The sequence below is a fragment of the Pyrodictium brockii genome (assembly GCF_055379715.1).
In genome coordinates, this window is the sequence record NZ_AP042401.1 from 517,268 (window position 1) to 536,220 (window position 18,953).

20 protein-coding genes are annotated in these 18,953 nt (G+C 69.0%); 6 read left to right on the plus strand and 14 right to left on the minus strand.

Features of this window, described 5'->3' with window-relative positions; all coding sequences use genetic code 11:
• Nucleotides 1-21 precede the first annotated feature (21 nt).
• Nucleotides 22-975, minus strand: a complete 954-nt coding sequence (locus ACZ42Y_RS02925) for an ARMT1-like domain-containing protein (RefSeq protein WP_168371372.1) — start codon at nucleotides 973-975, stop codon at nucleotides 22-24.
• 168 nt (nucleotides 976-1,143) lie between these two features.
• Here ACZ42Y_RS02925 and ACZ42Y_RS02930 point away from each other — a divergent pair, with 168 nt between their 5' ends.
• Together ACZ42Y_RS02930 and ACZ42Y_RS02935 are read left to right on the plus strand one after the other, a co-directional pair.
• Nucleotides 1,144-1,968: a slipin family protein gene (locus ACZ42Y_RS02930; RefSeq protein WP_464735656.1), complete on the plus strand. Its 825-nt coding sequence runs from the start codon at nucleotides 1,144-1,146 to the stop codon at nucleotides 1,966-1,968.
• Nucleotides 1,969-2,131: 163 nt separating this feature from the next.
• Nucleotides 2,132-2,491 (plus strand): roadblock/LC7 domain-containing protein, encoded by a 360-nt coding sequence (locus ACZ42Y_RS02935; protein ID WP_058371500.1) that lies wholly within the window; start codon nucleotides 2,132-2,134, stop codon nucleotides 2,489-2,491.
• A gap of 122 nt (nucleotides 2,492-2,613) precedes the next feature.
• Here ACZ42Y_RS02935 and upp read toward each other — a convergent pair whose 3' ends face one another.
• The gene (gene upp / locus ACZ42Y_RS02940; RefSeq protein ID WP_464735657.1) at nucleotides 2,614-3,276 is read right to left on the minus strand and encodes a uracil phosphoribosyltransferase; all 663 of its coding nucleotides are present in this window, start codon (nucleotides 3,274-3,276) and stop codon (nucleotides 2,614-2,616) included.
• An 88-nt stretch (nucleotides 3,277-3,364) separates the two neighbouring features.
• Here upp and ACZ42Y_RS02945 point away from each other — a divergent pair, with 88 nt between their 5' ends.
• Entirely contained in the window at nucleotides 3,365-4,432 is a 1,068-nt protein-coding gene (locus ACZ42Y_RS02945; protein ID WP_464735658.1) for a pyridoxal phosphate-dependent aminotransferase, read from the plus strand.
• Here ACZ42Y_RS02945 and ACZ42Y_RS02950 read toward each other — a convergent pair.
• From ACZ42Y_RS02950 to ACZ42Y_RS02970, 5 genes are read right to left on the minus strand one after another with little or no spacing between them, the layout of a single operon-like run.
• Nucleotides 4,429-4,818, minus strand: coding sequence for a hypothetical protein (locus ACZ42Y_RS02950; protein WP_058371497.1), 390 nt, complete (start codon nucleotides 4,816-4,818; stop codon nucleotides 4,429-4,431). The genes ACZ42Y_RS02945 and ACZ42Y_RS02950 overlap by 4 nt on opposite strands.
• 57 nt (nucleotides 4,819-4,875) lie before the next feature.
• The gene (locus ACZ42Y_RS02955; protein ID WP_464735659.1) at nucleotides 4,876-6,765 is read right to left on the minus strand and encodes an aldehyde ferredoxin oxidoreductase family protein; all 1,890 of its coding nucleotides are present in this window, start codon (nucleotides 6,763-6,765) and stop codon (nucleotides 4,876-4,878) included.
• Between the two features lie 59 nt (nucleotides 6,766-6,824).
• Nucleotides 6,825-7,589: an MqnA/MqnD/SBP family protein gene (locus ACZ42Y_RS02960; RefSeq protein ID WP_464735660.1), complete on the minus strand. Its 765-nt coding sequence runs from the start codon at nucleotides 7,587-7,589 to the stop codon at nucleotides 6,825-6,827.
• Nucleotides 7,590-7,604: 15 nt separating this feature from the next.
• Nucleotides 7,605-8,768, minus strand: a complete 1,164-nt coding sequence (locus ACZ42Y_RS02965) for a radical SAM protein (RefSeq protein ID WP_058371494.1) — start codon at nucleotides 8,766-8,768, stop codon at nucleotides 7,605-7,607.
• Nucleotides 8,765-9,955 (minus strand): CofH family radical SAM protein, encoded by a 1,191-nt coding sequence (locus ACZ42Y_RS02970; RefSeq protein ID WP_083494616.1) that lies wholly within the window; start codon nucleotides 9,953-9,955, stop codon nucleotides 8,765-8,767. The genes ACZ42Y_RS02965 and ACZ42Y_RS02970 overlap by 4 nt, the downstream gene beginning before the upstream one ends.
• A 69-nt stretch (nucleotides 9,956-10,024) precedes the next feature.
• Here ACZ42Y_RS02970 and ACZ42Y_RS02975 point away from each other — a divergent pair, with 69 nt between their 5' ends.
• Entirely contained in the window at nucleotides 10,025-10,831 is an 807-nt protein-coding gene (locus ACZ42Y_RS02975) for a TrmB family transcriptional regulator (protein ID WP_464735661.1), read from the plus strand.
• Nucleotides 10,832-10,878: 47 nt separating this feature from the next.
• Complete coding sequence (locus tag ACZ42Y_RS02980) at nucleotides 10,879-11,280, plus strand: hypothetical protein (RefSeq protein WP_058371492.1); 402 nt, start codon at nucleotides 10,879-10,881, stop codon at nucleotides 11,278-11,280.
• Here the strand turns inward: ACZ42Y_RS02980 and ACZ42Y_RS02985 are convergent.
• The 3 genes from ACZ42Y_RS02985 to ACZ42Y_RS02995 all read right to left on the minus strand — a co-directional run bounded on the left by ACZ42Y_RS02985 (nucleotide 11,277) and on the right by ACZ42Y_RS02995 (nucleotide 14,709).
• Entirely contained in the window at nucleotides 11,277-12,491 is a 1,215-nt protein-coding gene (locus tag ACZ42Y_RS02985) for a SufB/SufD family protein (RefSeq protein ID WP_464735662.1), read from the minus strand. The two genes, ACZ42Y_RS02980 and ACZ42Y_RS02985, sit on opposite strands and share 4 nt — an antisense overlap.
• 6 nt (nucleotides 12,492-12,497) lie before the next feature.
• Nucleotides 12,498-13,223 (minus strand): ATP-binding cassette domain-containing protein, encoded by a 726-nt coding sequence (locus ACZ42Y_RS02990; protein ID WP_058371490.1) that lies wholly within the window; start codon nucleotides 13,221-13,223, stop codon nucleotides 12,498-12,500.
• Between the two features lie 112 nt (nucleotides 13,224-13,335).
• The gene (locus tag ACZ42Y_RS02995; protein ID WP_058371489.1) at nucleotides 13,336-14,709 is read right to left on the minus strand and encodes a serine hydrolase; all 1,374 of its coding nucleotides are present in this window, start codon (nucleotides 14,707-14,709) and stop codon (nucleotides 13,336-13,338) included.
• A gap of 395 nt (nucleotides 14,710-15,104) precedes the next feature.
• On the opposite strand from ACZ42Y_RS02995, the gene ACZ42Y_RS03000 reads away from it, so the two are divergent.
• Complete coding sequence (locus ACZ42Y_RS03000) at nucleotides 15,105-16,760, plus strand: hypothetical protein (protein WP_464735663.1); 1,656 nt, start codon at nucleotides 15,105-15,107, stop codon at nucleotides 16,758-16,760.
• Here ACZ42Y_RS03000 and ACZ42Y_RS03005 read toward each other — a convergent pair.
• The 4 genes from ACZ42Y_RS03005 to ACZ42Y_RS03020 all read right to left on the minus strand — a co-directional run bounded on the left by ACZ42Y_RS03005 (nucleotide 16,757) and on the right by ACZ42Y_RS03020 (nucleotide 18,920).
• Nucleotides 16,757-17,338 carry an SIR2 family protein gene (locus tag ACZ42Y_RS03005; RefSeq protein ID WP_464735664.1) on the minus strand — a complete coding sequence of 194 codons (582 nt, stop codon included), beginning with the start codon at nucleotides 17,336-17,338 and terminating at the stop codon, nucleotides 16,757-16,759. The two genes, ACZ42Y_RS03000 and ACZ42Y_RS03005, sit on opposite strands and share 4 nt — an antisense overlap.
• 276 nt (nucleotides 17,339-17,614) lie before the next feature.
• Entirely contained in the window at nucleotides 17,615-17,893 is a 279-nt protein-coding gene (locus ACZ42Y_RS03010; RefSeq protein ID WP_464735665.1) for a hypothetical protein, read from the minus strand.
• A gap of 63 nt (nucleotides 17,894-17,956) precedes the next feature.
• Entirely contained in the window at nucleotides 17,957-18,397 is a 441-nt protein-coding gene (locus ACZ42Y_RS03015; RefSeq protein WP_236698217.1) for a hydrogenase maturation nickel metallochaperone HypA/HybF, read from the minus strand.
• A 55-nt stretch (nucleotides 18,398-18,452) separates the two neighbouring features.
• A complete protein-coding gene (locus ACZ42Y_RS03020) occupies nucleotides 18,453-18,920 on the minus strand; it encodes a PadR family transcriptional regulator (protein ID WP_464735666.1) in 468 nt (155 codons plus the stop codon).
• Nucleotides 18,921-18,953 lie beyond the last annotated feature (33 nt).

Here is an 18,953-nt window from a genome sequence, read left to right on the forward strand (position 1 = left end):
GCCCAGGGGGTATTGAGGCCTCTAGCCCCCGGGGCTCCTCCACTCCCGGAGCCTCTCCAGCAGCCACTCGGCCGATGCCACCACGGGCTCCGCGTGGCCCACCCTGAAGAACCTGGAGAGGGGCCCGCACTTCGCCCTGAGCATGAACACCAGGCTGGCCCCGGGCCCCGCGGCGTCGGGGTAGTCTAGGAACGCCTCCAGGTTGGCTATCCCCTTAACCAGCACCAGGCTCCCGTCGGCGAGCAGGCTCCTGGACTCCTGGGACGCCCTGGGATGGAAGACGGGGTACCTGCCCCCGGTGCTCACCACCCTCGCCCCCGGCTCGAGCCTCGCGGCCAGCTCCACGGCCTCCCTGGCGGTCACGTCCACCTCGTAGGGCTCGCCCCTGGCGACCAGGTAGAGGGGTTTGCCGGCCCTCCTGGCGAGCTCGCCCGCCGCGGCTATGTCTAGCACCGCCTCTCCCGCGTTGTCGAGCACCACCACTATCCTCTCCGAAGCCCCCAGCAGCTTCTCGACGTCGCCCTCCCCGAGCCCCAGCCATGCCGCGCGGTCCCGCAGCCCCCGGAGCAGCTTCTCCAGCCCCGGCCGGTACCCCGGCATCGGTATGTCGACGCCGTTAGCAGCGGCCATGAGGGAGAAGATCTCCCAGTCCTCCATGCCCGCCAGGTCCAGGGCCCCGAGGGCCTCGAGGACGGCGTGGCTCAGCTCCTCCCTCTTCTCACGGTACAAGTCGTGGACGCCCAGCAGCCTCTCCACATAGTCGTAGCTCTCCACGAACACGCTGGTCCTGCTCGGCCACCTGGCCACCAGCTCAGCGGCCTTAGCCAGGACCCTGGCCTCCCTGGCCCGGTCGCCCGCGACGGCCTGCAGCCTCTCGTAAACGAGGCAGGCGACACACTCCAGGGGGTCCAGGGGCTCCCTCCTCCTCACACGGACCCCGAATCCAACTAACCAGACCACCTCCGCCTGCAGCACCTAGCCTCAGGAGGGCCCTGTGGACAGTCCAAGCCCCTGCAGGGAGAGCCGGGAGGGCGCCCACCGTAGACCCAGTTAATAAAGCTAGCCGCGGAGCCGGCGGCCCGCCCTAGGAGGGGCACGTGCTTATAGCCGGGCAATCGGGGCAATATATCAGGATGCAGTGCCTTGCCGCAAGCCCAGCCCGCCCCGGCGGGCCTCGGGGAGCTCGTAGCCCTCCTCCTCGGAGGACTCATAGCCCTCATAATAATCGCCTACAGCATACGGGTGGTGAGGGAGTACGAGCGCGCCGTCGTGTTCAGGCTCGGAAGAGTCGTGGGGGTGAAGGGGCCCGGGCTCATCATAGTGGTGCCCTTCATAGACAGGGTGACGGTGATAGACCTGCGCATACACACCGTCGACGTGCCCCGCCAGAGGATAATAACCAAGGACAACGTGGAGGTCTCAGTGGACGCGGTGGTCTACTACCGGGTCCAGGACCCGCTGAAAGCCGTGCTCACGGTGCGCAACTACAACGTAGCCGTCACCCTCCTCTCCCAGACAGTGCTGCGGGACGTGATAGGGAAGAGCGAGCTGGACGACCTCCTCTCCAGGAGGGAGGAGCTGAACAAGGAGCTGCAGAGGATACTCGACGAGCTCACAGACCCCTGGGGGATAAAGGTCACAGCTGTGACCCTCAAGGAGGTGGTGCTCCCAGAGGGCATGGTCAGGGCCATGGCCAGGCAGGCGGAGGCGGAGAGGTGGCGCCGCGCCAAGATAATAGAGGCTGAGGGCGAGCGCCAGGCGGCCAAGATACTGGAGGAGGCCGCCCAGACCTACGAGAGGCACCCCGCCGCCCCCCGGCTCAGGGAGCTCCAGGCGCTCATAGAGGTTGCCAAGGAGAAGAACACGGTCGTATTCTACCCCATAACGCTCGGCGCCGAGGCGGCCTCCCTGGCGGCCCTGGGCCTCGAGGCGGGGAGGAGGGCGAGGGAGAGGCGGGGGGAGGGCTAGCCCCCCGGGTGCCCGCGGCGTGCCGGCGTGGCTCCGTAAGACCGCTGTTAAGGCTGGCGGATGGCCTGCCCGTGGATACGCTTAATTTGGCGCGGCTGTATCCTATTTGGTCTCTACTTTTTATCCTAGCCTGCTTGCCTCCCTACCCACCCGGTGGCGGCCTATGTCCTCCCCTATGAGGGTGGTGCTCACAGACTTCACCAGGATAGAGGGTGTAACAGCCGCGGCTATAGTGTCCAAGGACGGCTTCGTGATAGACTATGTGCATACGGGGGAGGCCAGCATAGACCCGGACTCGCTCGCCGCCATGGTCACGACGCTCTACGGCGCCGCCACGAGGCTGGGCGAGGAGCTGAACCTGGGCGACATAACGGACGTGATAATAGAGTATCGGAACAACTACGTCCTATTCGACGACGTGGGCGAGGCCCTGACAGTACTGGTGGCCGACCGCCGCGCCATACTCGGCAGGCTCCGCTACGAGCTGAAGAAGCAGAGGGAGAGGATAAGGAGCGCGCTCTAGCAGGGGAGGCAGGGTCGGCTGGGTAACCGCCAGGCCATCCCCGGCGGCCCGCCGGGTCGCGCTCCCCGAAAAGATCCTCATCCCCTCCCTGCCCAGCGTTTTTGAGCCCTGCCCTCGGGGGATTACTCGCCGAAGCACCGGTCCCCCGCGTCGCCCAGCCCCGGCACGATGAACCCCTTCTCGTTCAGCTCCGGGTCCACCGCTGCGGCCACCACCTGGGCTCTGGGCGCGGCCTCGAGGAGCCTCTCCACGCCCTGCCTCGTGGCTATGAGGGTGACCGCTACTATCCGGCGCGGCTCCTCCCTGGCTATCCTCGAGGCTATGCGCGCCAGGGTGCTCCCCGTGGCCAGCATGGGGTCTACGATCATCACGTCCCGGCCCGTGAGCCTCGGCAGCCGCCAGTAGGGGGTGTCCACGTCGAATATCATTCTGCCGCCCTCCATCCTGCCTGTCTCCTCCAGCCTCGAGGCCGCCACGAAGCCCAGCCTGGCCCTCGGGTAGAGCCTGGCCGCTCCCAGGGCCATCGGCACAGCGGCGCGGAGCACCGCGACTATGACTAGCTCCTCGTCCGCCACCCTGGCGCCGGCGGCGCGGGCGCCGAGCGGGGTCTCCACCTCCTCGACCCTGGTCTGGAGGAGCCTGCCTGCCTCGTAGCCCAGGAGCAGCCCGGCTGTCTCCAGCAGCTCCCTGAACCTGTGCCTCGGGGTCCTCCTGTCCCGCAGCTCCAGCAGGACCCCCTGGAGCGCCGGGTTATCCACCACGTGGAGCCTCTCCTGCCGGGACACGCTGCTGCCCAGGGGGCCGGTGCCCAGGCCGCTGAGCGGGTTATTAACCGATGGCCCCGGGGCGTGTGGCGGGAGGGTGCTGGGAGCGGTGCCGGTCCGCGTGAAGCCCTGGCTGGAGGAGTTCCGGGGCTACAGCCCCCGCAGCTACCGGGGCGTAAGGGCCCGCCTCGACCTCAACGAGTCCCCCTACCCCCCGCCCGAGAGGGTTGTGGAGGCGGTGGCGAGGGAGGCGGCCCGGGGGAACAGGTACCCGGAGGCAGAGATGCTTGAGAGGCTGGCGGGGCTCCTATCCAGCTACACCGGGGCCAGGCCCGAGCAGATAGTGGTCGGCCTCGGCGGCGACATGGTGCTGGAGAAGGCTTTCCACCTCGTGCTCGCGCCCGGCGGCAGGATGGCGGCGCCCCGGCCCTCCTTCAGCATGTACGAGGTCTACACCCGGCTCCAGGGCGGCGAGCCCATCTGGGTGGAGCTGGAGCCCGCCGGCGGCTGCTGGAGGCTGGACTGGAGCCGCTTCTCCGAGGCTGCGGCGGGCTCCTCGCTGGCCGCGCTGGACAACCCCAACAACCCGACGGGCAGCCTCCTGGCCCCTGGGGAGGGCGAGCTGGCCGAGCTGCTCGAGAGGCTCTCGGCGAGGGGCGCGCTCCTCATCCTGGACGAGGCCTACTACGAGTTCAGCGGGGTAACCTACGCTGGGCTCACAGAGGCCTACGATAACCTGCTCGTAGTGAGGACGCTGAGCAAGGCATTCAGCCTCGCCGGGCTCCGCATCGGCTACGCCATAGCCCACCCCAGGCTGGCCGAGAGGCTCCGGAGCATCATGCCCCCCTTCCTCCCCCGCACCAGCGTAGCGGCGGCGATAGCGGCGCTCGAGGACCCGGGCTACGCCAGGAGGGTGGCCGACACGGTGCGCGGGGAGAGGGAGTGGCTAGCCTCCATGCTCCGCAGGCTCCCCGGGGTCAGGGTGTACTGCTCCTACACGAACTTCCTGCTCGTGGAGACCCCCGTGGAGAACGTGGTAGAGCGGCTGGCCGAGCAGGGGGTGGCGGTGCGCCGCGTCCCCCTCGGCAGCAACTGGCTGCGGGTGACCGTGGGGACGCCCGGGGAGAACAGGGTCTTCCTAGAGGCCCTCTCCCGGCTCCTCCAGGGCCAGGGCTAGCCCCCGGCCCGGGAGCCGGCGTAGCAGACGGCCTCCACCATGCTGTAGGCCAGGTCAACCAGCATGGCCGCCAGCTCGCCGGCCTCCCCCTCCAACCTCGGGAGCCCCTCCAGCCGGAGCGAGAGCCCGTAGAGGCTCCGCTGGAGCCTCTCCAGCACCTCCCCCGCCACGCAGCGGCCGCTCCACCCCGACTCCCCGCAGCCCCCTATGCAGGGCTCCACGGCCCCCGAGAGGGCCCCAGCAGCCCTCCGGAGAATCCTGGCGAGCCCCCCGCCCTTGCCCCGGCCCTTGCCGAGCGCCTCAGACGCCTCCTCCAGCGCCGCGAGGGCAGCGCCGCAGCCCGCGGCCAGCGCCTCGATGCACTGGCTCAGCCCGCCCCCCTGCAATGCCCTTGCCGCCCCGGGGCCGGGGGAGGGCGGGGGCCAGGGACTTAAAACAGCCGCCTAGGAGACTATGTAGAGGAACTCGTTGAGGCCGAGCCTCTGCAGGGTCTCGGGCAGCGGCTTGCCGTCCTCCCAGCCCCTGAGCTTGTAGTACTCCGGCAGGTAGGCCTCCAGGGCCTCCTTCGCGGTCTTGCCCCGGGCGGGGCCGTCGGGCAGCGGCTGCTCGAGGAGCCTCTTGGGCAGGTAGTCCCTGTAGCCCTGGCCCTCCCTGACGGCGAAGAGCCTCTCCACGTTGTATATCCTCTCGCCTATGGTTAGCAGCTCCTCGGCCGTGAAGTCCTCCCAGCCGGTGGCGGCGCGTATCAGCGGCACATAGTCCTCGGGCCCGGTGGAGAAGGTGTAGAACTTGCACACCACCATGCTGTCTATGGCGGCGAAGAAGTCCTGCTGGAACTTGACCAGCTGCACCTTCTCCAAGTCTATCTTCAGCGGGTCGGTCTTCTTCGGTATGCCCAGCACTTCGAAGCTCACAGCGTAGGCGCGGAGGTGGCAGCCGCCGCGGTTTGAGGTGGCGTACGCCAGGGCCATGCCGTTGATAGCCCTCGGGTCGTAGGCCGGGAGCTCGAGCCCCCTAACGTGGACCGCGGAGTCGGGGCTGCCGAAGGCCTCGGTGAACCTCGCCGTCCCCTCGGCCAGGTAGTCGCCTATCCCGTCCCGGTACGCGGTCCTCCAGACCAGCTCTATCACGGCGTCCGCGTTGCCCCAGGTGGGCTTTATGTCGCCGAGCAGGCTGAGGAGCTTCTCGGCCTTGTCCTTGGGCAGGGCGCCGTTAAGCGCCTTCTCGTAGAGCTCCATGAGGGCTGCGACGGCGTTGCCGAAGCTGATAGTGTCTATGCCCATGTCGTTGAGCAGGTAGTTTATCTTTATCAGGGCCTCCATGTTGCCTATCATCGGGTTGGCCCCGTTGGCCCAGATGGTCTCGTACTCGGGGCCCTTGCCGACCGGCGTGTAGTAGGGGCCCTCCTTCACCTCGGTGATGCGGGAGCAGCGTATCATGCAGCCCCAGCAGCCGCTGTTCTTCTTGAGATACTTCTCGGCCATGTACTCGCCGCTTATCTCGTAGGCCTTCTCGAAGGTGCCGCGGGTCCAGTTCTTGGTGGGCAGGGCGCCGTGCTCATTGATTATGTTGACCAGGACGGCTGTGCCGTACTTCCTCAGGCCCTGGCTGACCGGGTTGGCCTCAACCTTCTCCATGAACTTCTTGGCGGCCTTGAGGAATCCCTGGGGGTCGACCGGCTCTATCTTCCTGCTCCCGTAGGCAAATATGGCCTTGACCCTCTTGCTCCCCATAACCGCGCCGAGCCCGGTGCGGCCGGCGGCGCGGCGGCTATCGTTTATCAGCGCCGCTATCCTGGCCAGGTTCTCCCCGGCCGGGCCTATCGCGAGCACGCTGCCCTGGCTCGTGTCCTCCATCTTCATGAACTCGCGTATCCTCTTCTCCGTGTAGACCACGCCCTTGCCCCAGAGGGGCCGGGCGTCGTGGAACTCCACCTCCCCGTCAACGATGCTTATCCAGACTGGCTCCTCGCTGACCCCCTCGAGCACTATGCCGTCGTAGCCGGAGAAGCGGAGCCAGGGCCCGAACTTGCCTCCGGCGTTGGAGTCTCCGAGGATCCCGGTGAGCGGGCTCTTGCCGACCGCGTGGTAGCGGCCGTTCCCTATCCTGGTGTCGCCCACGGCCATGCCGGTCAGGGGCCCGGTGAGGATGTAGAGCCTGTTATCCGGGCCCAGCGGGTCGGCTCCCCGGGGGATCTCCCGGAGGGCCAGGTAGGCCCCGAGGCCGCGGCCGCCGAGGAACCGGCGGAGGGTCTTCTCGTCGACGCGCTCCTCCCTGGCCTTCTGGCTCCAGAGGTTTACACGGAGGAGCTTGAACTCCAAGGAGGGCTGCACCGGCGGGTTACCCCGGGCAGCAGGGATATTTCTATCCTCCTAGCCACAATCAATAACTATCAATGGTTAGAGAGACTGTAGACCCTTCCACCCTGGGCCTTGTGGAGGGCCTCCCCCAGGAGACGGAGCGCCCCGGCCAGCGCCCCGGGGTTGTAGTCGAGCCGGACCAGCCGGTGGTACCTCTCCGCCTCCCGGGGCGGCAGCCCGGTGACCCGGGCGGTGGCCTCCGCGTCGCCCCTCCCGGGCCGGGGCCAGGGCGGGGAGCCGAGGACCCCGGGGCACCCCCGGCCCCGGGCGACAGCGGTGGCGGCGTAGACGGGGCTGATCCCGAGCACGTCGCGGACCAGCTCCCCGAGATCGGCCACCACGTGGAGGCCCCGGGCCCGGGCGGCGAGGGCCTCGTCGCCTATCACCAGGGCGCAGGGGGCTGCCCGGAGCAGCCGGTAGGCGCTCGTCGCGCTGAGGCGCAGCAGCCGGGGCCGGAGCCCCATGTTCTCCAGGGCGAGCTGGAGGTAGAGGATGCTCGTCCTGGTCTCCCCCGTCACGGCTATCCTATCGCAGCCCCCCAGCCTCCTGGGCCCCCTGGAGAAGACGGCGACGCTCATGGTCTCTGCCTTGCTGTACACCATGGGGCCGGGGCAGCAGCGGAGCCCCTCCCCAGAGGCGAGGAGCCCGAGCGGCGCCATGCCGGCGTCCGCGGCTCCTCGGCGGAGCAGCTCAGCGGCCTCCGGGGGCGCGGCGATGTAGACGGCATAGCCCCTGCCCAGCAGCCAGCGGCGCAGGGGCGCGGCGTAGCGGTGCTGCGGGGCGGCGTAGACAGGCAAGCCCTCCGGCCCTCCCTAGGCGAGCCACGGGAGCTCCAGGGTATTCACCCTCTCCAGGTAGTTGTAGAAGGTGTCACGGAGCCAGGGCTCCCATCCCGCCTGGCGCAGCATGTAGGCGAGCTCCCCGGGCTCCTTCCCCCCGGGGCCGCCGCCGGCAGCGGTTATCACCGCCTCCCGGTAGAACGTGCCGCCGAGGTCGTTGGCGCCGTGGGCCAGGGCGGCCTGCGCCAGCTTGTCCCCCATGCTCACCCAGTAGGCTACAATATTGTCCACCGCCCCCAGCAGGGCGAGCCGGGCGGCGGCCACTATCCTTAGGTCGTACTGGCCGTCCAGCCTGGCCCGCTCCCTGTAAAGCCTGCTCCTCCCCAGCGGGGTGCTCCCCGGGTTGAAGCGGACGGGTATGAAGGATATGAAGCCCGGCGCCTTCTCCTCGAGCAGCCGCACCCGGTAGATGTGGCGGGCCACGTGTATAGGCTCCTCCACGTGGCCATACATCATTATCACGTTGCTCCTTATCCCGAGCCTGTGGGCCTCCTCGTGCACCCTGAGGTACTCCTCCGGGCCCGGCTTCAGTGGCGCTATCAGCCTCTGCACCCCCTCGTCGAGTATCTCTGCGCCCCCGCCGCTGAGCGCGTCGAGGCCCAGCTCCCGCAGCCTCTCCAGCACCTCGCGGACACGGTGCCCCGTGCTCCTGGCTATGAAAAGTATCTCCTCCGCGGTGAAGGCCTTCAGCGCCACCCTGGGGGCAGCCCTCTTCACGGAGGATACCAGCTCCTCGTAGTAGCTGAAGGGCAGCTCCGGGTTGTTGCCGCCGACCATGTGTACCTCGACTATGCCCAGCTCCTCCGCCGCCCGGCGCACAGCCCCGGCTATCTCCCCCGGGCTCCTGGTGTAGGCCTCCGGGCTGCCGGGGAGCCTGTAGAAGGCGCAGAAGCTGCACCTGGTGACGCAGACGTTGGTGTAGGTTATGTAGAGGTTCTTGGTGAAGCTGCCCCGGCCCCTCTTCAGCCTCCGGGCGTAGTAGTCGGCCGCGGCTGCCAGCGCGTGGAGCGGCGTCTTGGCCACCAGCTCCTCTATCTCCGGGGGCTCTAGCCTGTCTCCGTGGATCGCCTTCTCCAGCGCTGGGGAGCCCTCCTCCTGGGCCAGCCTCTCCAGCCACCTCGGGGGCTCGAGGCTCACGCCGCCGCACCCCCCGCCCGCGGCTCGGCCTCGGCGGCCTCCCGCCCTGCTATGGGCCGGTACCAGTTGTCGCGCTCGTAGGGCTCGTAGCCGGCGCCCCGTATGACCCGCTCGATGCTCCTCCTCACCAGGAGGGGTAGGGGCACGCCGGCCGCAGGGAGGACGCGCTCCCCGTAGAGGGTGCCTCCCCAGTCGTTAGCGCCGTAGTCGAGCGAGACCTGGCCCAGCCTCTCCCCGGCGGTGAGCCAGCCGGCCTGGATCCAGGGGATCTCGTGGCGGAACACCAGCCTCGCCACAGCCACGCTGCGGAGCAGCTCGGTGCCGCCGGCGGGGTAAGGGATCTCCCTGCCCAGCTCGGTGTTCCCCGGCTCGAAGTTCCAGGCTATGAAGGCCATTACCAGGCCGCGGCGCCTCTGCAGCTCGAGCAGCCTGAGGAGGTGCTCGGCCCTCTCCCAGAGGGTCTCCACGTGCCCGTACACCATGGTGGCGCTCACCGGGACGCCCATGGCCATCACGGTGTCCATGACCTGGATCCAGCGCTCCCCTGTTATCTTCCTCGGCGAGATGAGCCCCCGGACCCTCTCGCTCAGTATCTCCGCTCCCGCGCCCGGCACGCTGTCCAGCCCGGCCTCCCGCAGCCTGGAGACCAGCTCCCGGAGGCTCATCCTGCTGGACCTGGCGAGCCATTCCAGCTCCACCGCGCTGAGCCCATGGATGGCCACCTCCCCCCGGGTGGCCGCCTTGATGCCGCGGAAGGCCTCCTCGTAGTACTCCAGCGGTATCGAGGGATCCACGCCGCCCTGGAAAAGCACCTGGCGTATCCGGTACCTCCTCCAGTGCTCCTCCACCATGGCGGCGGCGCGGCGCGGGGGGATGCGGTAGGCGTCGGGGCTCCCGGGCCTCCGGTAGAAGGCGCAGAACCTGCAGCCCACCACGCAGACATTAGTGTAGTTGAGTATCATGTTCACTATGTAGCCCACCCTCCTCCCGGTGATAGCGTCGGTCACCGCGCGGGCCAGGCCGCCCAGGAGCCAGAGGGGCATACGGTAGAGCTCCACCACGTCCCCCGGGCCAGCCCTGCCCTCCAGCACCCTCTCCACCGGCGCCGCGTAGCCCAGCTCCTCGGCCACCCTGAGGAGCCTGGCAACCCCGGGCAGCTCCAGGTAGCCGCGGGGCCTATGGGGCATCCAGGGCCTGGCCGTGAACCACCACCCGGCGGTGGTTCCAATGCAGCGGCCTTATAACCCGTGGCCCGGGTGCAGCGCTCGGCGGCACAGCCGCGGGTAAGGCGGGGCTTGAGGGACCTCGAGGAGAGGCTCAGGAGGCTCCTAGGCCTAAGCGGCTACGAGGCCAGGGTATACCTCGCCGTCCTCCAGGGAGCCACGCGGCCCAGGGAGATAGCGGAGGAGGCCAACGTGCCTCCCCAGAGGATCTACGACGTGCTCCGCAGCCTCCAGCGCCGAGGCCTGGTGGCCCAGACGGGCGACGGCTACCAGGCGGTCCCTCCCTCCCGCTCGCTCCTCGTCGAGGCCGAGAGGCTACTAGCCGAGGCCTCCGAGAAGGCGGAGGAGCTCAGGAGGCTGGCCCGGGAGCTTGAGAGACGCGTCGCCCACGCGGCCAGGGAGTACGTGGCCGTCGAGGAGGGCGTCCACCGGGCCGTCGCGGCCGCCTCTGCCGCGCTCGAGGAGTGCGGGGAGAAGCCCTGGATAATGGCGTACAAGGCGGCCGAGAAGGCTGTGGAGCTGCTGCCGGTCCTCCAGCCCCTGCTCAGCCTGCTGGCGGGGAGGGGCGCCCGGGTCATAGTCTACCGGGGCGCCCGGGTCCCCGAGGAGGCGCTCCAGCAGGTCGGGAGGCTGCCGGGGGTCGAGGTCAGGGTCTCCGACGCCGTCCTCCTAGACATGATGGTGGCCTGCGACACGGTGGTGATAGGCGCCCCCGGCAGGGCTGGGAGCGTGGTGGCCGTCGTGGCTGTCAACCAGGGGTTCGCGGACGCGCTGAAGAGGAGGATCGAGGCTATATGGAGGGACTCCGAGCCCCCGCCCGGCGGGCCGGCTAAGCCCTAATCCAGGCCCCGGGGGCTCTAGGCTAGACTCTGGCGGGGACACGGAGCATGTCCCGGGAGGAGGGTGGAGGCAGGCGCCGTAGGCTCCCCATGTTCGCCACCGGGGAGATCGTGGGCGACTACGAGCCCCTCTACCTCTACTGGCAGGAGGCCGGGGACCGGGCGGAGAGGAGCGTGCTCAGCAACGAGGACTTCCGGGAGGTGCAGAGGCTGGTGGCGGAGGAGGGGGTCAACAGGCTCGACCAGCTCCTCGAGAGGCTTAAGCAGCGCTTCCTTCCCCGCGTCGACCCGGCCGCAGCGAGGAGGGCTCTCACCCGCTACTACGGCACGGAGATCCCCGAGGGAGAGGCCGCAGAGAGGATAGCGGGGATACTCGCCGGCTGGCTGGTCGAGGCCGCCACAGAGTGGGGTATGCTGAGGCTCCGCAGGGGCTGGGAGAGGAGGGGCTAGCCCGTCGCCTTCTCTGCGAGGGTGCGCTCTACGTAGCGTATCAGGCTCCGCAGCGGCGCCGGGAGCCCCGGCACCTCCACGTGGAGGAGGCCGCGGAGCAGCAGCCCCCTCGCCTCATCCTCTGTGAAGCCCCTCGACATCAGGTACTCAAGCTCCTCCTCCGCTATCCGGCCTATCGCGGCCTCGTGGGTCAGCTCGGCCCCCTCGACGCTGCTGTGGAGCTCCGGGATAGACTCTATCACCGCGTCGCCCGAGAGGGGGAGCCCCAGGCACTCTATATGGCCCCGTGTGTCGGGAGCGTGGGCCTCGATCCGGGACCTAGCATACACCCTCGCACTGCCCCTCGCCAGCACCCTCGAGACCAGCTCCGCCGAGGCGCCCTGCCCGCGGAGCCTCGCGAGGGCCCCTATATCGTAGACCGCATCGCCTTCAGCGACTATTATCGAGGCGCTGTAGAGCCTCGCCCCCCGCTGCAGCTCCACCACCGGGTAGCTCTGCACGCTCGCGACGGGGCCGTGAATCAGGTAGTAGTTCACGTAGCTACCATCCTCCTCGACCACGACGCCGGTGCGGGGCCTCACGTGGACCCCCGGGGCCCAGGAGTGGATCATAGCGTACCTCAACGTGGCACCCTTCTTGACGTAGAACTCTGAGACCCCCACGTGGAGCGCGCCGGTGACCCCGTGGGAGACACCGCACCCGCTTACCAGGTTCGCCTCAGCCCCCTCGTCAACCACTACTATGTTGTGGACTAGCTGGGCCTCCAGCTCCTCGGTTATGAGCAGGCAGGTGTAGATAGGCTGCTCCACCCTGGCGCCGGGAGGCACGTAGATGAAGTAGCCCTTCCTCCCGCCGTAAAGCTCCACCGCGGCTGTGTACTTGTCCGCGTCCACCGGGACGGCGCGCCAGTAGTAGCCCCTGGCCCAGGGCAGCTTCTCCAGCGCCTCGTGGAGGGGCATAACCAGCACGCCCTGTTGTTCAAGCCTGCGCGCTACAATGCTGCGGAGTATCTCCTCGTTAACCTGGACGTAGCCGGCCCTCCCCAGCACGCTCCTGCCGAGCCCAAGCTTCTCCAGAGCGTCCTCTACGGTGCCGGCCGCCGCGCCTCTGCGGGAGGAGAGGTAGCGCTCGAGGTCCACGTCGGGCCCGTAGGGGGCTGGGCTCTGTAGGGCGCGGAGGGCCCTCTCCCGCAGCTCGGCTACCTCGGCCACCCCTGCTCACCCCGCAGTGGCTGCCAGGCCGTGGAAGCCCCCCTCCCTCAGGGCGTGGAGCAGCGGGCCCGGGGGCCCCGAGGCGGCGACCCGCCCTTCCAGCAGCACGTGTACCCTGTCTATGGCTCCGTGGCCTGCGAGCTTCTCGAGCATGTAGAGCGTGTGGCTCACGAGTATCACCGTCACTCCTCTCCTCCGGAGCTCTATGAGGAGCCTCTCGATCCGCTCAAGAGTGTCTATGTCTACACCGCTGTCGGGCTCGTCGAGAAGCGCCACCTGGGGCCTCTGGAGCACTGTGAGGTACAGTTCTACGCGCTTACGCTCGCCGCCGCTCATGCCGGTGAAGAGAGGCCTGTCCATAAACTCCTTGACATCGAGTATCTCGGCCGCCCACTCCACCTCCCGGGCGCTGCCATAGAGCCTCTCCATGGCGGAGACCAGCTCGCGGAGGGTCAGCCCTCTCAGCCCCGGCGGGATCTGGTGGGCCAACGCTAGGCCCATCCGCGCCCTGCGGTAGAGGGGCTCGCGGGTCACGTCCCTACCCTTGAAGATTATCCGGCCCTTCCTAACATGGCAGCGGGAGAGCCCCATCAGGGTGTTCAGTAGGGTCGACTTCCCGGCCCCGTTGGGGCCCACTATCACGTGCAGCTCGCCCGGTCCAGCCTCCAGGCTCACGCCTCGCAGCACGGTCCTGGCTCCCACGTCCACGTGGAGGTTCTCAGCACTCAGCATCGTGGCCCGCCGCCCAGGCCTCCCCGGCTCTCGCAACGCTTGCAACCATTGTTACTGGTGAAAAAATCGCATCTATAGCTATAAACTTTTCCCGGCCCCGGGGGGTGGCGGGCTACTCGCCGGCCTGAGCCTTCACCAGTCTGTACCGGTCGTAGAGCATCTCAACTACCCCCTCCTCCAGGTCGATACGGAAGCTTACTCTCATCCTCTTCCCTGCCCTCGCCGTGAGGAACACCGGCTCGGCCGGGTCGAGCCGCTCGGGGAAGAGCACCTCCCTCCTCCCCGGGGGCTCCAGACTCTCCAGGAGCAGTGCATCCCCAACCCTCTCCAGCCTAACCCTCACAGTGCCCCTGTAGCCCGTGTAGACGCCCTCCAGGGCCCCGAGCACCCGGTCGGCTGTGTTGAAGGGCAGGCTCCAGGGATCCGCCCCTGCAGCCGCCGCGGCCAGCGTCATAGCTATCTGGGGCGAGCCGGGGTCGGCGTTTGCCAGCACGGCCACCGTGAGCCCCTTCTCCCTTATATGGCCGGCGAACCCCGTGTAGAAGAGTATGTTCCCGCTGTGCCCCACCAGCCTGCCGCCGGGGAAGCCCGGGTACACCATGACGCCGAGCCCGTAGCTGTCGTCCCCGAAGAGCTGTGCCGGGAGCCTGGCTCGGGGCTTCTCCATCTCCTCGACGCTCCTCTTGGACAGTATCTCTACGCCGCCCAGGCTGCCGCCGCTGGAGAGCGCCGCCATCAGCTTGCCCAGGTCCACGACGCTGCTCCAGCCGCCTCCATCCGCGGCTAGCCCCGGGGGTATTGCGGCCGGGCGGGGCGGGGTCTTGGAGGAGTCGTAGGGGGTTGCCAGGAGGCTCGAGCCCCATGCCTCCCCGTAGTCGAAGGTGGTGCTCCGCATCCCCAGCGGCCCGGCTATGAAGCGCTTCACGTACTCGGGGAAGCTTAGCCCCGAGAGCCTCTCGACGAGAAGCCCCAGGGCGACGTACCCCTCGTTTAGGTAGAGGAACCTCTCACCCGGGGGAGCCAGCGCCCAGTGGCGGGCGCCCCGCTCCAGCCACTCCAGCACGTCCCGGGGGTCCGAGAAGGGTAGCCAGCCGCGGCCGAGCCCCGCGTAGCCGGTGAGGAGGGCCTCCGCGTACCCTAGAGCCGGTATCCCGCTGGTATGGCTTAGCAGGTGCCACACCCTAACCGGCTCCCCCTGGACGCGGAGCTCCACGGGGAGATGCTTGTCCACCGGGTCGTCGAGGCTGAGCACGCCCTTCTCGACGAGCTGCATTACAGCCACAGCCGTGATTGTCTTTGATATCGAGGCTATGCCGTAAACCGTCTCCGCCGTCGCGGGGAGCCCCTTCTCTAGGGAACGGTAGCCGTAGCCCCTCTGAAGGAGCAGCTCGCCGCCGCGCTTCAGCGAGACGCTAACCCCGGGGGTACGGGTGGCCCTCATCCTCCCGTGGATGTACTCCCAGGCGAGGCTCTCAAGACCCTCCACGGCGCCCCCAGCACCCAGGAAGGGTGCATGCGCCCGCGGCTACTCAACGCTTCCCCGGCGGGGCGGCTGGGCAGCCCCGGCCCCAAGGGTGACAGGCCCATGGAGCCCCCGGGGGGTCAGCCGCAGGGAAGACCCCGGGCCTCCCCCAGGACCCGCGGGGTTCCCCGATGCAGGCCTCATCACCCCCTGGGCCCAGGTAGAGGGGCTCGGCCCACCCCTAGGGGCGTCACCGCCGGGGCTCCTCGGGACCGCCTCTGGGTGCTCGCGGGGCTCACTCCTCACAGCCCCGAGGGCCTCTCTAGCGGGACCATCCCGAGCGTTAATAGGCGCGCCCCCTGGGCCCCCAGGTTTATGTGGATCAAGGTGCCTAACCAGGGGGTGGAGCGTGGACAGCCTTGGCTAGGCGCTCACGCCGTTCACGCCTGCCTACACTATTGCTGCTCGCGCTGCTGCTCCTGCCTCCCCCCGTGGCCCGCGCCTCTGGCGGCGGGCATGGCTCGGTCACGCTCCTCGTCGACGGCGAGGGGGTGGTGTGGGTTAACGCGTCCCTCTCCGCCCCGCTGGAGGGGCTCAAGGGGCTCGAGTGGATGAACTCAACCACTACGGTAGCCCCCCGGCAGGCCGCGGGGGGCAACGCCAGCTACACCGTGATCTCCCGGGTCTCGGCTGCTACGAGGGAGGCCGCGGTAGCAGGGCTCGCGGCCACCGGTATGAGGCTCCGCCTAGCCGGGCGCGGGGGTAGCGGGGTCTTCGCGTTCAACCTCTCCCTCCCGGGCATGAGCGCCGGCGCGTCGGGGGTGTACAACAAGACGGGCCACGTCTACAGGGTGGACGGCGTGTTCTCCGCCTCTATAGACGCGGGTAACGAGACGGCCGCGCGGTCTCTGGCGGAGAGGATCCGGCGGCTCCTCAACCCCGTAGTGGCCACCGCCGCCCTCCAGGGCTTCGGCGTTAGGGTGGATAGCCTCAACGCAAGCGTGGAGGCCTCCGGCAGCACCGTGGTGGTGGGAGGATCCTTCACGGCATTCTTCGACTACTGGAAGTACGTGGAGAAGGCTGTCTCCGGGCTCGCGGCCGCCGGCGCGTTGAGCCCGGAGGAGGCCGATAAGCTGCTAAGCCTGCTGCGCGAGGCCGGCAGGCTCTCCTCTATGATCGACACCAGCCGGAGCATGGAGCTGGTCCTCAACTATACAGGAAACGGGCTCCTGGAGATCGAGGCGAGGAGCAACTCCACGATGACGGGGCCGAGGGAGGCCCTGGAGAGGATGCTGGCCTACACGCTCCTGGGCAGCGCGGCATCGATCACGGCCGTCCCCGGCGCCGGGGGCGTGCTGCCCGTGGCGGGGCTCGCGGCGGAGGGGCTAGCGGCCAGGGCCAGGGGCAACGCTACTATATCCTCCTGGGCCGGCAACGGGACTGTGGCTTACCGCGTGCAGGGGCTGGGCATCTACAAGCCTGGCGCCAGCCCCGCCGAGTCGGCCGAGGCGGCGGTGCACGCGGTAGCGGAGTTGCTCGGGAGCCGGCTGGGCCTAGAGAGGCTGAACATAACCCTCGTCTCCCGGCTCCCCCTGGAGGCGCCCCAGGGAGTCAACACGTCCAGGGAGAGGATTGGAGGCTCAGAGGCCTACGTGGTCAGGCTCGCCTCCCCCGGGCAGCTGGCGGCGGTGAAGTTCGGCCAGGCGTCTAGCAGCACTGGCCCCGGGGCGGCCACGGCAAGCCCCACGGGGACCACCACGACGGGCACAGCCACAGCAACCACCGCAGGGATGGCCTCCACGTCCCCCACCGCGCCAGCGGCCGGGGGGAGCACCGGCAGCGCAGCCACAGCAGCCGGGGCGGCCGCCGGGGCGGGTACGGCGTCCGCGACCCCGCCCGCCGCTGCCAGCAGCGCCGGAGCCGGCAGCGCAGCGGCGCCGCCCCCTACGGGCAGCAGGAGCCCCGGGGGTATGAGCCCGGCAGCGCTCACCCTGGGCTTCGCAGCCGTGGCGGCGGTGGTTCTGGCGGCAGGCCTCCTGGTCTACCGGAGAGGGGCCGCGGCTCCCCGGGGCTAGGGGGCTAGCCCTGCTAGGAGCTCCTCCAGGGTCTCGCCCGTCTCCTCGAGCCCCAGGCCCCTGAGCTGGGCCGGTGCCGGCTCGAGGAGCCTGACCCGGGTGAACCTCGAGGCTGCGAGCGCGAGTACCGAGCCGAGGACTGGAGGGGGCTCGCCGAGCCCGTGGACGGCCACAGCCTCGGCCGTGGTCAGCTCGTATATGGCCTCCTCCAGCTGCCTGCGGCGCGGCGTCTCGCTGTAGTCCGGCTCGCCTGGCCCGCCGCAGCGGGGGCAGCGCTCACCCTCGTCTATCCACCACCTCCTCCCGCACCGGGGGCAGCGGAGCCTAGAGACGGCGCCATACACCTCCACCACGCCCCGGCTCAGCAGCCTCGACAACGCGCCGTCGGCGCCGAGGTAGACTATGCTCCTCACAGCGCCGCTCTCTAGGCCGCGGCGCAGCCTCTCCAGCAGCCGTCCTCCCCCGCGGCGGAGCGCTGCACGATACAGCTCCAGCGGCTCCCCGGGATCCCCGGGGAGGCCGAGCAGCTCTACCGTGCTCTGGGCCCCTAGTAGTAGGACGTAGCCCTCTCCCGCCAAGCAGGTGCTCCCCGCTCCCAGCCGCTAGAGGCGTGCCGGCGGGCGGCGCGAGGGGCTCGTTGTTGCACAGGCTCAGCACCCCGCGGAAGAGCTAAGGCCCAGGCGTCCATTCACAGCCCCTGGCGCCGCCCCAGGGGCGGTGGCGGCCCGGGGCCGCCGCGTTAATGAGGCTTGAGGCGGCCACCCCGCGGGGCTGTGAGGAGGGCGATTGGGGCCGACGGCCGGGGATGGGGAGCCCGTGCTCCGTGCTGAGCCCCGCAGCCTCGGCGCGGCCTCCTAGTGGCCTAGCCGGACCGCTGCCCGGACGGCGTCGATGAGCCTCCTTCTCCTCCGCCTTCTCCTGTCCCGCGTCCAGGGTGCGGCAGGGGCCTCAGCCCCGGGCCCATGGCTTATTATACTCTGCTCTATCTCCTCCAGCTCGGCCCTGGTGGAGGCGTGGAGCTTCTCCGCAGCCGCCTCCACCATGCGCTCCCAGGGTGTGGGTTTACCTGCGCGGCTTCTCGGGCGGGAGGACGTCCTCATGACTGTGGCCCGCCTCTTCTCCAGGCCTTCCATGGTCCAGCCTGTGCTCTGGGCGTGGGTAAGCTGTTCTCCCCGTCGCGGTGGGCGCAACCCGTATTACAGCTGTACCCCGCGCTCCTCGTCCTCCCCGGTCTCTATGTCGACGCTGTGGAGCATTACACCGGTGCCCTGGACCACCTCCACGTCCCTGGCCCCGCAGCGGGGGCACTGGAGGAACCGGGGCAGGACGTCGGGGTCTATGTGGACCAGGGTGCTTATCTCTGGGTTGCCCGTGAGCCTCTCCGTCTCCTCCCTGCTCGGCTTCCACTCGTAGCCGCAGACCCTGCAGCGGAACCGGGGCTCAGCCATCTCCACCTCTATCTCCGCGTCCTCGGCGGGGGTGCCGCGGGAGGCTACGCGGAGCGCGAAGCGGAGAGCCTCGACGTCTATGAGGCTGAGCACGCCGACCCGGAGCCTTATCCTGGTCACCCGCTTCGCCCCGGGTGTGCTGCGGAACGCGTCCTCGACCGCCGCGAGTATGCCCAGGGCTATACTCATCTCGTGCAATGAGGCTGCGCCTCCATGCACGCCCTTCCCTGGGGGCGCCCGGGGCCTAGGCTGTAGGCACAGCGGCCAGGATGCCGCGGAGGGCCTCTATGAGGCTCTCGGTGAGCTCCTCTATCCTCTCAAGCCTCTCGACGGTCTCCTCTAGGAGCGGCCGCAGCTCCCCGCCCGGCTCGACCCCGGCTAGGCCCCGGGCGGCGTCTATGTGGAGCCTTATCGCCGCCTCTATCACGTGGAGGCCCCGGTTGACCATGCGTAGGAGCTGCTCGAGGCCTCTCCTCGTTATCCTGTAGACCTTCCTCTGCCTGGCCCCATGGGGCTCCTCGCTCGCCTCTATGAAGCCCTCCTCCTCCAGGCTGCGGAGCACCGGGTACACGGTGCCGGGGCTGGCGGCTGCACCAACCTCCCCCAGGGCGCTCCTTATCCTCTTTATCAGCTCGTACCCCGTCTTCGGCCCCTCGGCGAGGAGGAGCAACACCGTGTAGCGCGTCCTCATCTCCAGAGCCTGGCTGGCCATCCTACTTGCTGCACCCCTCCACTCTTGCAGGGG